Origin of the sequence: Salmonirosea aquatica (assembly GCF_009296315.1) — a bacterium.
GTDB lineage: Bacteria > Bacteroidota > Bacteroidia > Cytophagales > Spirosomataceae > Salmonirosea > Salmonirosea aquatica.
The window spans coordinates 1,091,395-1,105,831 of the sequence record NZ_WHLY01000002.1 but is presented as its reverse complement, the minus strand read 5'-3'; the positions used below and the strand labels follow the sequence as shown (position 1 = coordinate 1,105,831).

The 14,437-nt window shown below is 50.5% G+C and carries 11 protein-coding genes and 1 pseudogene; 4 read left to right on the top strand and 8 right to left on the bottom strand.

The window, feature by feature from the left end; translation table 11 throughout:
• Positions 1-88 precede the first annotated feature (88 nt).
• From GBK04_RS05720 to GBK04_RS05690, 7 genes and pseudogenes are all read right to left on the bottom strand, one after another.
• Complete coding sequence (locus tag GBK04_RS05720) at positions 89-1,111, bottom strand: hypothetical protein (protein ID WP_152757676.1); 1,023 nt, start codon at positions 1,109-1,111, stop codon at positions 89-91.
• 2 nt (positions 1,112-1,113) lie between these two features.
• Positions 1,114-2,402 (bottom strand): annotated as a pseudogene (gene rodA / locus GBK04_RS05715) (rod shape-determining protein RodA).
• 59 nt (positions 2,403-2,461) lie between these two features.
• Complete coding sequence (gene mrdA, locus GBK04_RS05710) at positions 2,462-4,402, bottom strand: penicillin-binding protein 2 (RefSeq protein WP_152757674.1); 1,941 nt, start codon at positions 4,400-4,402, stop codon at positions 2,462-2,464.
• A 187-nt stretch (positions 4,403-4,589) separates the two neighbouring features.
• Positions 4,590-5,597, bottom strand: coding sequence for an SMP-30/gluconolactonase/LRE family protein (locus tag GBK04_RS05705; protein WP_152757672.1), 1,008 nt, complete (start codon positions 5,595-5,597; stop codon positions 4,590-4,592).
• A gap of 313 nt (positions 5,598-5,910) precedes the next feature.
• A complete protein-coding gene (locus tag GBK04_RS05700) occupies positions 5,911-6,708 on the bottom strand; it encodes a DUF3667 domain-containing protein (RefSeq protein WP_152757670.1) in 798 nt (265 codons plus the stop codon).
• Between the two features lie 181 nt (positions 6,709-6,889).
• Positions 6,890-8,374, bottom strand: a complete 1,485-nt coding sequence (locus tag GBK04_RS05695) for an alpha-amylase family glycosyl hydrolase (protein WP_152757667.1) — start codon at positions 8,372-8,374, stop codon at positions 6,890-6,892.
• 58 nt (positions 8,375-8,432) lie between these two features.
• Positions 8,433-9,014 carry a Maf family protein gene (locus GBK04_RS05690; RefSeq protein ID WP_152757665.1) on the bottom strand — a complete coding sequence of 194 codons (582 nt, stop codon included), beginning with the start codon at positions 9,012-9,014 and terminating at the stop codon, positions 8,433-8,435.
• Positions 9,015-9,177: 163 nt separating this feature from the next.
• Between GBK04_RS05690 and GBK04_RS05685 the strand changes: the two genes are divergently transcribed.
• Both GBK04_RS05685 and GBK04_RS05680 read left to right on the top strand, forming a co-directional pair.
• Positions 9,178-9,633, top strand: a complete 456-nt coding sequence (locus GBK04_RS05685) for a MarR family winged helix-turn-helix transcriptional regulator (RefSeq protein ID WP_152757663.1) — start codon at positions 9,178-9,180, stop codon at positions 9,631-9,633.
• A 64-nt stretch (positions 9,634-9,697) separates the two neighbouring features.
• The gene (locus tag GBK04_RS05680; protein WP_373330742.1) at positions 9,698-10,312 is read left to right on the top strand and encodes a YceI family protein; all 615 of its coding nucleotides are present in this window, start codon (positions 9,698-9,700) and stop codon (positions 10,310-10,312) included.
• Positions 10,313-10,389: 77 nt separating this feature from the next.
• On the opposite strand, the gene GBK04_RS05675 is transcribed toward GBK04_RS05680, so the two are convergent.
• The gene (locus GBK04_RS05675; protein ID WP_152757661.1) at positions 10,390-10,830 is read right to left on the bottom strand and encodes a type I restriction enzyme HsdR N-terminal domain-containing protein; all 441 of its coding nucleotides are present in this window, start codon (positions 10,828-10,830) and stop codon (positions 10,390-10,392) included.
• A 169-nt stretch (positions 10,831-10,999) separates the two neighbouring features.
• On the opposite strand from GBK04_RS05675, the gene GBK04_RS05670 reads away from it, so the two are divergent.
• Together GBK04_RS05670 and GBK04_RS05665 are read left to right on the top strand one after the other, a co-directional pair.
• Positions 11,000-11,770 carry an AMP nucleosidase gene (locus GBK04_RS05670; RefSeq protein WP_152757659.1) on the top strand — a complete coding sequence of 257 codons (771 nt, stop codon included), beginning with the start codon at positions 11,000-11,002 and terminating at the stop codon, positions 11,768-11,770.
• 826 nt (positions 11,771-12,596) lie between these two features.
• Complete coding sequence (locus GBK04_RS05665) at positions 12,597-14,426, top strand: cytochrome-c peroxidase (RefSeq protein ID WP_373330741.1); 1,830 nt, start codon at positions 12,597-12,599, stop codon at positions 14,424-14,426.
• Positions 14,427-14,437 lie beyond the last annotated feature (11 nt).

Sequence of the window (14,437 nt, the reverse complement as noted above, 5' to 3'; positions counted from 1 at the left end):
TATAGAGACAGAGGCACAAAGTGAAAGGTGCTTTCTTAAAATCTTCACTTTGTGCCTCAGCTGCTCTGCCCCTGAGTGCCTCAATACTCTAATGCGCCGAAAGTAGCCGCAGACTGGTGCGGACGATCTGACCCATGGTCTGACACTCCATAAAAGCCTGATATTGATAGTGCCGGGCGAGGTTACGACGCAGGAGATTCACGTACTCAGAAGTAGAAATCGTGTCGTCTGCCATTACGTCCATAATGTCCGTGGCCCGCGATTTTTCGATACGCATGCGGGTGGCAATCTGGGAGCGCTCTTCCATCTGGTACTGCCGGACGCTCTCGGTGGTCATGTATCGCATCCCCAGCTCGACGATCACATTGTTCTGTTTGAAGTACTGGGGCATGTACACCGTTTTTTTTCCTTCATACGATTGCTGATCGAAGTCAATGGCGCGGAAACGGTAGTAAATCTCTTCAAAGTCTGGCGTGATGTCGACCACGAAATTGCTCGAATGCATGTCTCCCAACAGCCGCACGAAGCACCGCTCGTTGAACTTGACAAACTCTTTACACAGACGAATGGGATTCAGGTAGGGGTCGGATAAGTGGGTCTTAATGAACACATCGCCTGGAATACCGGCAATGTGTTCCTCTACCAGCGAAGCGCCGTTGGTCATGTAGCTCACCTGATTGGGCGAGAAAATATCTTCCAGTTCCAGCCCGTAAACCCGCGAAGCATCGGCGTGTTTGATGTAAAAATAATCGAAATTGTCGTTGATCTGATTCACGATCCGGATACGAAACGGACGGGTGTTACCGTAAGTGCACAGATCCACCCGATCTACGGACAGGTGTTTGAGAATCGACAGGTCACCGTCTACTTTCAAGTGTGCATAAATGGTTTTCAGGGCCTGGAAAATCTCGGCGGTATCACCCGGATCGTAGAAAACCGAAATCCAGAGGGTGTCGTTTCCTTTGGGATCGTAAAGCGAAATAGCATTGGAAAAGCGCAGCAAATCAGAATAGTGAATGCTCAAAGGTACCTCCCGCTGGTACTTGACCAGGTAACCACGGAGGTCCGAATTGATAGGGTAGGGTACCTTCTTCTTGCTGATGAGCGCCATACCTAGGTTCGGGATAAGGTGAAAGGCCGCTGCGAATCGATTTTTAGAAAGATAAACAAAAGGATGGAAAACGACCACAGAGAAGAGCCCCCGTAACTAAAAAAAGGCAGGGGGATACCGATTACGGGCATGAGGCCGATGGTCATGCCGATGTTGACCATAAAGTGGAAAAAGATGATTCCCGCCACGCAGTAACCATATACCCGCGCGAAGCGCGTTCGCTGTCGCTCGGCCAACACGATGAGCCGCAGGATAAGTCCCACAAACAGGCACACCACCACCAGACTGCCGATGAAGCCGTGTTCTTCGCCCACGGTGCAGAAAATGAAGTCGGTACTTTGCTCGGGCACGAAGTCGAATTTAGTCTGGGTACCTTCCAGAAAACCCTTGCCGGTCAGCCGACCCGAGCCAATGGCAATCTTGGACTGAATGACGTTCCAGCCCGCGCCACGGGGGTCAGAATAAGGATCGACCAACACCACGATGCGGCTCCGTTGGTGCTTCTGCAGTACATTATTAATGAAAAAATCGACCCCGAATACCACGGCAATCATCAGCCCGGCTACCACGACGGTAGCCATGGTACCCCCCTGCGCCGGGAGGATTTGGGCATCAGCCACCAGAAAAGAAGGGCTGCCACCACAATTCCGAGGGCAATGTACCATTTCACAAAAAGCAGCGTCATGATCACCAGTATGACCATAATGATACCAATGGCGGGTATATAGCCCGGCATACCTTCGCGGTACAGCATGATGGCAAACGATGCAAACACCAGCATGGAGCCCGTTTCGTTGGAAAGCAGAATGAGTAAGGAGGGCAGTAGGATGATGGCACCGATAGGTAGGTAATCCTTCCAGTAGCGGGTCAGATTTACGGCCGGGTCGCTCAGGTACTTGGCCAGCGCCAGGCTGGTGGCCAGCTTGGCAAATTCGGCGGGTTGCAACGAAAAGGTACCAATCTTGATCCACGAACGGGAGCCGTTGATTTCGCTTCCCGCAAAGAGCACCGCTACCAGCAACAGCACGAAAAAGCCATAAATAATAAAGGCAAACGTGTCGTAAAATTTGTAATCAATGACCAGAATACAAATAATCAACAACACCGTGGTACCGATCCACATCATCTGAACCCCCGCCCTGTTCGACAGGTCGAATATGCTGGTCGGCACTTCGGGGCTATATACCGCTGCGTAGATGTTGAACCAGCCGATCAATACACACAGTATATAGATCAGCACCGCTACCCAGTCGAGGTTTTGCGTTAAGTTATCGTTATTGCGGGAAGCCATGTGAGAGCTATTAGCCAATAGCCGTTAGCCATTAGCTTTCAAAAAATTATTTAATAAAATTATTTGCCCGATGAGGTAGCCGGGGCTTTTTCTTTAGGTGCCGATGTTGGCTTCTTCTCGGCCAAAGGGTTGAGGATTTCCTTTTTCTTGACCGTATCCACAATGACAGGCTTCTTAGGCGCTGGAAATACGGTGTAAGGTAGGTAGTTTTCGTGCAGGACGTAGTTTTCCAGTGCTTTGTTTTCGGTTTTTCCTTTCAGGTACCGTTCGATTACCAGGTTGGCGACGGGGGCCGCCGCTGTACCTCCCCACTTGCCGTTTTCTACAAAAACGGCAATGGCAATTTTGGGATTGTCGGCTGGGGCAAAGGCAATGAAAATCGAATGATCGCGGCCTTTTTTATTTTGGGAGGTACCCGTTTTGCCGGCGATCTGGATATCGGCAATTTTAGCCAGCCGCATCACGGTACCTGCCTCCACGGCCCCGATCATGCCGGGGATTACCGTATCAAAATGCCGGCGGTCGACGCCTGTTTCGTGGCGGACAGTATATTCGGGCAGCGGATTGTCTTTTTTGCCAATGCCACTCACAATGTGGGGCGTATAATAATAGCCCCGGTTGGCGACAATAGCCGCCACGTTGGCCATTTTCAGTGGGGTAATCAAAAGTTCGCCTTCGCCAATAGAAAGAGAATAAACATTGGAAAATTTCCAGCGCTTTTCGCCATACACTTTGTCGTAATACTCAACATCGGGCAGGCTACCCTTATATTCGCTGGGCAAATCGACCCCTAACCGCGTTCCTATGCCGAATTTTTCTACCTGATCGTGCCATACTTTGAGTCCCGCCCGCGATGCCTCGTAGGTATTGCTCAGATCGTTGTGGTAAAGAATACTCTGGAATACCCGGTAAAAATAAGGATTGCAGGAGTGTTGCACCGCTTGCGGAACGCTGTTGCCATGCCCGCCACCGTGGCACTTCATAGGTACCCCCGCATGGCTGAATGCCGTGGAGGGCGAAATGGCACCCGTCTGGAGCCCCGTCAGGGCCTGAATGACTTTAAAGGTAGATCCCGGACGATAACTGGCCATTACCGGGCGGTTAAAGAGCGGTTTATAGGGATTCTTGGCGAGTTCGCGGTAGTTGTCAGAAAAATGGCGGCTGGCCAATTTCCGGGGATCGTAGCTGGGTGCGGAAACAATCGCCAGAATCTGCCCGGTGCTGGGCTCGATAGCCACCACACTACCTACCTTGTTGACCATCAGACTGTCGGCATATTGCTGCAGATCGAAGTCGATGCCCGTGTAGAGGTTCTGGCCCGCCACAGCCATGGTATCGAGGGCGCCGTCTTTCCACGAACCCTTGGCTACGCCGTTTACATTCTGCATCACGAATTTAACGCCGCGCTGCCCCCGGAGCTGTTCCTCATAGAAAATTTCCAGGCCGCTTTGGCCCACATAATCGCCCTGCTGGTAATAAAAGCCTTCTTGCTTTTCGAGCTGTCCTTTGGTAATCTCACTGACATAGCCCAACGAATTGGCCATCGTGGGAGCCAGGTAGGTACGCATGGAGCTCTTGGAAAACTCGAAGCCGGGATAGTCCACCATGATGTCCTGGATCCGGGCGAAATCCTCTCGCGAAAGCTGCCGCAGAAACATCGAGGGTTTCATCCGGGAGTAGCTGGCCGCTGCCTTCATCAAGCTGTCGAAGGTAGTGCGTTGGATGCCGAGTAGATTGCAAAAGGTAAGCGTATCCTGTACTTTGGCCTTGTAGGGAGTCACCAGCAGGTCATATACAGGCGTATTAAACACCATCAGCTTGCCGTTCCGGTCGTAGATCTGTCCCCGGAAGGGTACCTCCATAACCCGCTTGATGGAGTTGCTCGATGACTCGATCGAGTAACTGTCGTCTAGCACTTGCAGATAAAAGAGCCGGAACAAGTAGGCAAAGCCTATAATTCCAAAAAAAGCACTGATTACGAAACGACGATTGTCTAACATTCTATTGTATATAGCCTACCCCCACGATTTCCCGCGAAGTTCATCAAAAAAAGCTACAAATCAAAGCAGGTAGCGCGTTGAAAGTTTGGATTTTGCGGTAGTAGCCATTTGAAGGGGTAGGTACAAAATCAGGGTACCCGCAAAGCCTCCTTATCAACTCGTGGACTCCCGGGTTTACTGCCAAAATCTACCATCCCGCACCCATCGTACTGGTTTTGATCCGACATAAGTAGCTGTCGGCCGTAATGTACAGAATAGAACCGTCATCGCCCCAGGCACAGTTGGCGGTGGCTTGCCCGGTTTCGATCCGGCCCAGAAGGGTGCCCTCGGGGCTTAAAATCAGCACGCCGCCCGGCCCGGTGGTCCAGATGTTCCCCGCTTTGTCTACTTTCAGGCCGTCGGGCAATCCCTGTAATCCTTTCTTTACCAATGGGGTCGCGTCGTACAAAAGTTTCCCCTTGCCCAGATTTCCGTCACTTTTAACGGGATAAGCCATCAAGATGGCCTTATCCGGATCAGACTGGGCGACGTATAAGGTACCCCCGTCAGGAGAGAAGGCCAGGCCGTTCGGGCGGGTCAGATCAGCGATTACCCGCGTGACCTTTCCATCGGGCGCAATGCGGTACACGCCGAATTCAGGTATTTCCCGCGTGGGGTCTTTCTCTTTCTGGGGCATGCCGTAGGGCGGGTCGGTGAAGTAGTAACTACCGTTGCCCGCGTGTTGCACCACGTCGTTGGGGCTGTTGAAGCGCTTGCCTTCGTACCGGTCGGCCAGGGTGATTTTGCCGCCGCCTGTCAGCGGCATGGCCGACACCCGCCGGTCGCCGTGCTCGCAGCTGATGAGCCTGCCCTGCCGGTCGATGGTGAGGCCGTTGCTGCCGGGCTCGTCGCCGTAGGTACCCCGGCCCGTATAGCCCGAGGGTTTCAGAAATTCCGAAAGTCCATCCTTTTCGCTCCATCGGTATACCGTATTGGCCGGAACATCCGAGAACAAAAGGTACCCCCCGTCTTTGATCCAGACCGGCCCTTCCGACCACACAAAGCCCGACGCCAGTACTTCCAGTTGGCTGGTTTTGGGAATCAGTTTTTCCAGGCGTGGGTCGTCATACTGTACTTTGCCGAGGGTAGGGTAGGTAGGTTGGGCGCGCATCGTGAGGTAGGTGAGCAGAAGCGATAGGGTAATATAGGTTTTCATAAGGGTTTTAGGAGGCTTTTTAGAAGAGCAATAGTACGGAGAAATGGTTAGCGATGAAATGTCAGGGGCTGGGATTTATACTACTAAATAGCGACTGTACCCATTTTTTATAGTGAATACCAAACATATTGACCAACGTTCTAAGAAATTAGTAGCATTTCATATACCCGGACAATCACAGCAACACTACTGCTGGTTTTGTTGTAACGCTGCCTTTTCAGTGGTGTCAGGTGGAAACACCTGACATTCAAATCAGCTCCTAATCGGTTGACGGATTCTCCAACAGATTCAGGTGGAGGTGCGTGTCTGTAGTTCACCTACCCCAGCCGATATACAAACTAATGATACTGGTGGAAAAAGCGATCCAGACTGCCAGCGCCAGCAGGGTAGCCAGGAGTGATTTCAGGTACCCCGTCCAGCGGCCCAAACCCATGAATTGGTAGTAGGCAATGGGTAGGTAGATGAGCTGGAAAAGGAGTTGTTGTTCGTTGAGGGTGGAGAGGTAGCGATTGAACAGCGAGAGTACCAACGTGATGACTGTGGCAAACAGCTGAAAGTACCCCGCAAAAAACACGTTGGCCACCAGATGTTCGGCGTAGTTGACACCCGAGCGCCGAAAGAAGAGCCAGAAAGCCAAAGCAAAAAGTGGAATGGCCGCAAAGGCCACCAGGTTGGCGCGTTTGTCCAGAAAGTGTGAGACATTGCGTGAGCGTTCTTTTCTCAACTCGGCCGCCGTTGGCGCCGTTCCGTGGGTTTCGGTCTGCGGGGATTGGGGGCTGATGTTACGCTCATAAGGCTTGAAAACCGAATTGACAAAGACGCTGAGTCCCAACACAATCACCAAAAACGTAAAAGGATTGAAATAGCGTTTGCGCTTGCCTTCCAGAATGTATTCCCGCGCTACGAGGCCGGGCCGGAGCGTGAGATTCTTCAACAGATGTAGGATACCCTTGTCGGCATGCGTGAGGGCATGAAAAGCCTCATGGCCAATGTGACCCAAATTGAAGCGGTGCAGATAGGTGGTTTGTCCGCAGGCCGGGCAATACCGAAAATCTTCGTTAAGAGGAACAGAACAGTTGGGGCAAGTTTCCATCGGGGTTTCAGGGAGCATGTACGCGGTGGAAAAGATCCTCCAAATTAATGGTTTATCCCGGAAATTTTGTCAAAAGCTGAGGTATGGCTCTTTTAAATTTCCCCTATCTCTGCATACTGTACATCTTGCATCATGGCAATGTGTGTCGCTGTACTTTGGCCACGCCTTGGTCAGACGGGCAGGATGCCCGTACCACATTTTACTTTCCCAAAACAATACTACTGTAAGCAGTCAGCCGAAGACGTGAGCCGCTAAGCGTGGGGGTACCCTGGGTCTGGAAAAGAATCCTGTTGAAAGAGGATTCTTCTTCCCCGAATTTTATCAGCTTGGTACGACCTGAAATATTGTGAATCACCAGCACAGGTTCTGTCGGATGCGTACGGTAGTAGGCAATAATTTTACGGTCATAACCTAGGGCCGGACGCAAATTTGGGCGAACAATTTGGGCCAAAGCCGGATGCTGTTTTCGTAACGCAATCAACCGCTTGTAGTGATTCAAGAGCGAATCGGGGTCAGGTACCTGCAAAGATACAGCCCGCACCGCCGCCCGGCGCGAGTAGAGGGGCTTGATCCAGCGCGGACGATCGGGGTCGTCGCGGCGGTCAGTCCACAGGAAGGGCTCGCGGATGCGCTCGTCGGGCTTACGGCCCAGCATGCCGATTTCTTCGCCATAATAGATGTACGGCTGGCCGGGGAGAGTAAGTAGCATAGCCGCCGCCAGTTTCATCTTGTCGAGATTGCCGTCTGCCACACTACCGATACGTACCTGATCGTGGTTGGTGAGCATGGTGGCGTCGACGAAGTCGGGATTGTGCGTGCCAAACAGCCGGTAGTCGCGCATCAGCGCCTCGACCAGTCCGGCATCTTTTCCCGTGGCGATGATCCGCTGGATGGCGAAGCTCAGGTCAAAGTGAAAATTGGCTTTGAGGCCTTTGAAGTACGGGGCTACCTCTTCTGCTTTGGCCCATACTTCGCCCACGGTGTAGGCATCCGGGTTGGCCTGGCGTACCACCTGACCAAATTCTTCCCAAAATTCAATATTTTTTTCCCGCAGCCACGGGGGGTAGATATGGCGCGCCGCGTCGAGCCGGAAACCGTCTACCCCCACTTCCGTAAGCCAGTAACGCACAATTCCGTAGACATCTTCCCGCAGGCCCTCGGAGTCGTAGTTCAGGTCGGGCATACCCTTCCAGAACATGGCGTAGTACCTTTCCGGATCGCCGGGGTTGGCATGCCAGGGATTTATCTCGTGGGCGTCGGCGGTTTGCTCGCGCTGGGCCACGCCCAGGGCGTCGATCCGGTCCTGCGTCATCCACCAGTAGTAGTTGCGGTAGGGGCTATTGGCGTCGAGCCGCGCCTGCTCGAACCACGGATGGTGAACGCTCGTATGGTTGACCACCAGGTCCATGTACAGTTTCATGCCGCGCTGATGTACCCCAGCCAGCAAGCGCCGGAAATCGTCGAGGGAGCCATACTCGGGGTCGATGGCAGTATAATCCTGTACGTCGTATTTGTGGTAGGTCGAGGATGGGTGAATGGGCGTAAGCCACAGGGCCTCCACACCCAGATCATGCAGGTAGTCAAGTTTGGAAGCAATGCCGTTCAGATCGCCGATGCCGTCGCCGTTGGAGTCACAGAACGAGCGGACGAAAATTTCGTAACAAACCTTGGGAAGTGTGGACAAGGGAAATTAATTGTAAGTGGAAAATTGAACGCTTGACGAGCCGTAAACGACTTCGGTATTATTCCGCAAAATAAGGTTTCAATAAGTCATAAACCAAGTGGGTAGGTAGGCCCATGATGGTGTAATAGGAACCCTCGATGCGTTCGATCCCTACCATGCCAATCCACTCCTGAATCCCGTAGCCACCCGCCTTGTCATAAGGACGACACTGTTCGATGTACCGTTCAATTTCCCGGTCCTGTAACCGCCTGAACGTGACCATTGCCACATCAGTAGCGGTGGTGTACCGATCGCCATCGAGCAGACAAACGCCTGTAATAACCCGATGGGTGGCGCCGGAGAGCAGGCTAAGCATGGAGGTGGCTTCCTGCGTATGTTTGGGTTTATTGAGAATCACGTTATCTTGCACCACAATGGTATCGGCGCAGAGGATCAGGCGGTTGTCATGATCGTGCCGGAAGCATTCGGCCTTCTGTTGGGCCAAATAGACAGGTACCTGCTGGGCGGGCATGGAAGCAGGAAATTCTTCGCGCGTGGGCCGTACCTCAGTCGTGAACTCAAACCCGCATTCCTGCAAAAGCTGACGGCGTCGGGGTGAGTTGGAAGCCAGTACGAGCGGGCGGGTAAGGAGAGTAATCATTTGATGCTGGCAAATTTCAGTTTTATAGTTCCATCCTTTCCGGAGTGGAGTGGTAATGAAAAGATTACATGATCCATTCAGACGCAAAGAAAAAAAATATTCTTATTTGATGTTTGTACATTAATTGTAAATACTCTAATTTTGTCCCCTGCAAATTAAAGACATGTCCATCGAAAACGATATTAAGCAAAATAAATTCAAAAATCCCTACCAACGGCTGGGGATCAACCTGATTTATACGGGTAACTGGATGATGCATCAGCAACTGGAAATGATGCGCAGCTACGACCTCACTCCTCAGCAATACAACGTATTGAGGATTCTGCGCGGGCACCATCCCGAGCCTATGAAAGTGAATGCCATTGCGGAGCGGATGCTGGACAAAACTTCTAATACTTCGCGGCTGGTTGACAAACTGCTTCTAAAGGAATTTCTGGTTCGCCGGGTGTGTCCTAGCGACCGCCGCGCTGTGGATGTGCTCATCACCGAAAAAGGACTCGATTTACTGAAAGAAATGGATCCCCTGATTGCGGAGTGGGAAAAAAACCTGCACTCGATTACGGCCGAAGAGGCCGTACATCTTAGCGAGCTGCTCGACAAACTCAGAATGTCAGAATAAAAACAACAAACTATACACACACTTTTTCAATTCTATTTTTATCACTAACCATTTAGCAGAAGTAATGAAGCAATGGAAACAGATGGCTGGTCTGGTGGCCGCAGTAGTAATGTTGTCGAGCGCGACGCTCATCGAAAAGCCCACCAAAGCCACGACCTACAAGATAGACACTTCCAAGAGTGAATTGAAGTGGAACGGCAAGAAAGTTACCGGTGAGCATTACGGTACGATTGACTTGAAAGAGGGTACCTTCACCCTCGATGGCACCAAACTCACCGGTGGCTCGTTTGTGGCTGACATGAATACCATCGTGGTACAGGATGTGACGGATAAGGAATTCAACGGCAAACTGACAGGGCACCTGAAATCGGACGATTTCTTTGCCGTAGAGAAGCACCCCACGGCTAGTTTCATCGTTACGAGCGCCACGCCAAAAGGCAACGGTACGGTGGATGTAGCGGGTAATCTGACCATCAAGGGCATTACCAAACCTGTATCTTTTCCGGTTACCGTTACTCCTACCAAAGACGGGGCAATGGTGAAAGGTACCCTGGTGGTGGATCGTTCCAAGTACGATATGAAATTCCGCTCTAAATCATTTTTCGATGCAGCTACCCTGGGTGATAAAATGGTGTACGACGATTTTACGATCGAAATGGATCTGGTTGCGAAGAAATAAGTTTGGATATACGGCTTTTGACTAAGTTAAAGGTTGAAATTTTTAGAAAGCCCACTCAAATTTTGAGCGGGCTTTTTTCATCTAACGAAAACCGGGAAATCATCCAGATACGAAATCTGTCCATCCTTGATTTTGAAACAATAGTGGGTCAGGCCGTTGGTCAGTGCCAGATAAAGGGGCCGGAGAGTGAAATTGTAGCGGGCGATCTGGGCGAAGGTACCCTGGGATATCTTAACATCCGGCGACTTGCACTCCACCAGCAGGTGCGGTTTTCCATCCGTTCCCAGCACCATAATATCCGAGCGTTTGGCTAGCTTGTTATAAAAAAGACCCGTCTCTACTGCAAAAAGTGATTTCGGATATTGGTAGTGGTCGATGAGCAAATGAATGAAATGCTGCCGAACCCATTCTTCGGGTGTGAGCATGATGTATTTGCGGCGAATCAGGTCGTAAATGTGCGGTTTCCCGTTCAGGTCTTTAACTTTGTGCGCAAAGGGTGGCAGATTCAGCGATTCCAATGAGTTAGTGGACGATTGATAGTAAACAAATTATAGTTTATATTCTTGCCTGCTTTCGGGACTTTACGTACCAATATAAGTGAGAACGATCGATTTTATTGCATCTTTTTGATCACCGGAAAAGTGATCTTTACCAACTGTTACCCCCCATTGTCAACTTTTTTCGAGCATGAACACTAAAGAAGAAATTGTTCATAATTGGCTGCCACGCTACACAGGTACCCCCGTGGAAGAATTCGGTGAGTATATTCTGCTGACCAATTTCATCAACTATGTAACGATGTTTGGTGAAAAATTCGGGGTAGAAATTAAGGGTGTGGGACGTGCCATGCAGACAGCCACAGCCAATAATATCACAATCATCAATTTTGGCATGGGCAGTGCGATGGCGGCCACCGTGATGGATCTTCTTTCGGCCGTTGAGCCCAAGGCCGTGCTTTTTCTGGGAAAATGCGGCGGCCTCAAGAAAACCCAGATCGGGGATTTAGTTTTGCCCATTGCGGCCATCCGGGGCGAAGGTACCAGCAACGATTACATGCCGACCGAAATCCCAGCCCTACCCTCATTCCGTCTTCAACGGACGGTGTCATCCAGCATTGCTCGGCACGAAATGGACTACTGGACAGGTACTGTTTATACGACCAATCGCCGGATCTGGGAGCACGACGAGGTTTTTAAGGAGTACCTGCGGGAAATCCGCGCGATGGCGATCGACATGGAAACCGCCACAATTTTCATCGTAGGGTTTGCCAATTCCATTCCCCACGGCGCCTTGTTGCTGGTGTCTGATAATCCCATGATCCCCGAAGGCGTAAAAACCGAAGAAAGCGATAAAAAAGTAACGTCCCTCTTCGTACAGAAGCATCTGGAAATCGGAATCGACGCCCTCACCGAACTGGCCGAATCCGGAGAGTCGGTGAAGCATTTGCGATATGAGTAGTTGTGGTACAAGCTGGCCTGAGCCATTAGCAGTTATGGCGGCGATTACCGATCAATGGATTGCGATCTTTGTCGATTACTGTCCAAAAGCCTTGCAACTTCTAAGAAGCTTTTTGGCCAGTGAAGAAAGGGGTAAAGTCATGTTACTCAGCAAACGGATTGGGCATCTGATTAAAAGCATGAATCAGGTAGCTGACGAGTCAATATAAAAGGTCTCGTTAGGTTCATTTCAAGCACCGTATTACACTATTCGTCGGGGTGCTCGTGATGGTACCTGTATTGTTTACCAGTATATCAATCACCGGAAAGTACCCCTTTACCTTGTCCAGGAATGCGTATAGGGAGGTTCAATTTTTAAAATCGCACTAGTATGCCCGGAAAGCCCGTTCCATGGCTGTGACCTCCTGTACTACTCCTATTTTCCACTTTTAGATTGGCTGAAACGACGATAATGTCGGCACCAGCTTCGGCCAAAGCCCGTTTTATATAGTCACTAACAGCTTTGTATAAAATCCGTCATGAAGTAGTTCCAGTTGATTCTAATCCTTGATGGGTGCACTGCGAATGCAAAGTTAAAATTATGGATTTTAACTTTGCATTCGGGTAAAAATCTGAATAAATTATAGTCGGGCATAGTCATATCCTGCCCCAAGTCCGTATTGTTAGTAGGGTTCAGCGCTTGAGTTTCCAAACTTTGCACCAATGATTGGATCACAATGGGGCGGAGCGTTTTTACCGCTGCCCTCAGGCGCATATCTCCCGGCAGGAGTTGGGTTATGGACTATGATTTGGCTTATTTAAATCGACTTCGAAGGGGCGACAAGTTAATGCACCAAAGGAAAATACTCTTTCTGGTACTCGGGGCTTACCTTTTGATTTCCTTTCGGATGGTAAGTAGTCGCCTGCTCAGCCGGGGAATCGCGACAGAATATACAGTCCAGTATTATGAGGAGAATGCGGTTGCATTTGCCCAAAAGACAAAAGTTCTTGAACAGGACATTATAAATCTATCCAGCGATTCGTCCACGTTGCGGAGGGCCATCAAAAGCTTGACGGATTGCCGTCTGCAATACAAAAAAATCGAATTTTTTACGGCTTATTTTTTCGACAGTGAAACGAGGTCGATCAATGCCGCCCCTGTGTATGAGGTAGAAGAACCTACTCTGGAACTGGTGGAGCCCATGGGCTTGCAACAAATCGAAGCGTTGCTTTTTGATGATAACCACCTCCGGCAAAAGCCGGAGCTACTGCTACAAGCGCAGCTTTTGCGGAACACAGCCTCGGAGCTCACCACCCTACTCTACCATTTTGAATTGACGGATGCGCAGATACTGGAAAGTTTGCGCATTAATTTAATCCGCGTGATTACCTTGTCCATTTCTGGCTATGATGCGCCGGAATTGAAGACCGGGATTCGGGAAGCGGCGGTGGCGCTAAAAGCCATGAATGAGCCCCTTGTGCTTTTTATCGGCCGAGAAGATATTCCAAGTTCTGATGCCGAAGACCTGACCAGGGTACTTAACCAGGCGATTAGGTACCTGGATCAAAACTCTGATTTTGACTCATTTGATCGGATGACTTTCCTGCGAGATTACGCGTTGCCCTTACAAACTGCCCTGGCCAGAGCAGTCCGGGGTTGGGGTTTAGAGCTACAGACGGAGGATCAGCTAAACTACCGGGCCGACCATCTCTTTTCCAGGGGTGCCATCCGATTTGGTACAGCAGCTTCCTTGTCACAGGCCGAAAATTCGAAGCGGTTGCTCGGCGAGAAGCTGTTTGCAGAAACGGCGCTGTCGGGAAATGGCGATCGGAGTTGCACAACCTGTCATCAACCCACTCGGTATTTCAGCGATAATTTGTTCAGAAGTACGGCGGTAAACCCGGATTCCAGCTTAAAAAGGAACACACCTACCTTACTCTACGCGGCAGTGCAGCATTTCCAATTTTGGGACGGGCGCTCGAAAAACCTGCAAGAGCAAATCGTCCACGTTATTTTTAATCCGCTGGAACTGAATGCTGATCCGAAACGGATCTCCCAAGAAATTCTGAACTCAAAAAACTACCAAAAGCTCCTCGTAGAGTCATTTCCGGAGATTGATAACCAAGAATTTACGACCAATGACATCGCCGATGCCCTGGCGGCGTACCTGACTACCTTACAGCCCTTCAACTCTACGTTCGACCAATATGTCAATGGAGATTTGGCGGCCCTGACCGACCGGCAAATCAACGGTTTCAATTTGTTCATGGGGAAAGCCCAGTGCGGTACCTGCCATTTTCTGCCCTACTTTAATTCCCTCCTGCCGCCGCATTATGATGTTTCGGAGGTAGAAGTACTGGGTACACCCGCCGACGCCGACCTGGACCATCCCAAAAAAGACAGCGACCGGGGAAGACATGATCTGTACCCCATTCATTTCTACGATGCTGCTTTTAAAACCCCTACCGTCCGAAATGCCGCCAAAACCGCGCCTTACATGCACAATGGTGCCTTCGAAACGCTCACTCAGGTGATCGAATTCTACAACCGGGGCGGTGGTACCGGCATCGGGCTTCATGTCCCCGACCAAACCTTATCAGGTAAACCTTTGGATTTGACTCCTTCCGAAATTGAAGATATTACCTTGTTCATTGAATCTCTAACCGACAAAATTTAAACCCATTATTG

Bases quoted from the DNA above. Each gene is read 5' to 3' on its own strand.
- GBK04_RS05720 (WP_152757676.1), bottom strand. From the start codon at position 1,111: ATGGCGCTCATCAGCAAGAAGAAGGTACCCTACCCTATCAATTCGGAC.
- mrdA (WP_152757674.1), bottom strand. From the start codon at position 4,402: ATGTTAGACAATCGTCGTTTCGTAATCAGTGCTTTTTTTGGAATTATA.
- GBK04_RS05705 (WP_152757672.1), bottom strand. From the start codon at position 5,597: ATGAAAACCTATATTACCCTATCGCTTCTGCTCACCTACCTCACGATG.
- GBK04_RS05700 (WP_152757670.1), bottom strand. From the start codon at position 6,708: ATGCTCCCTGAAACCCCGATGGAAACTTGCCCCAACTGTTCTGTTCCT.
- GBK04_RS05690 (WP_152757665.1), bottom strand. From the start codon at position 9,014: ATGATTACTCTCCTTACCCGCCCGCTCGTACTGGCTTCCAACTCACCC.
- GBK04_RS05685 (WP_152757663.1), top strand. From the start codon at position 9,178: ATGTCCATCGAAAACGATATTAAGCAAAATAAATTCAAAAATCCCTAC.
- GBK04_RS05680 (WP_373330742.1), top strand. From the start codon at position 9,698: ATGAAGCAATGGAAACAGATGGCTGGTCTGGTGGCCGCAGTAGTAATG.
- GBK04_RS05670 (WP_152757659.1), top strand. From the start codon at position 11,000: ATGAACACTAAAGAAGAAATTGTTCATAATTGGCTGCCACGCTACACA.
- GBK04_RS05665 (WP_373330741.1), top strand. From the start codon at position 12,597: ATGCACCAAAGGAAAATACTCTTTCTGGTACTCGGGGCTTACCTTTTG.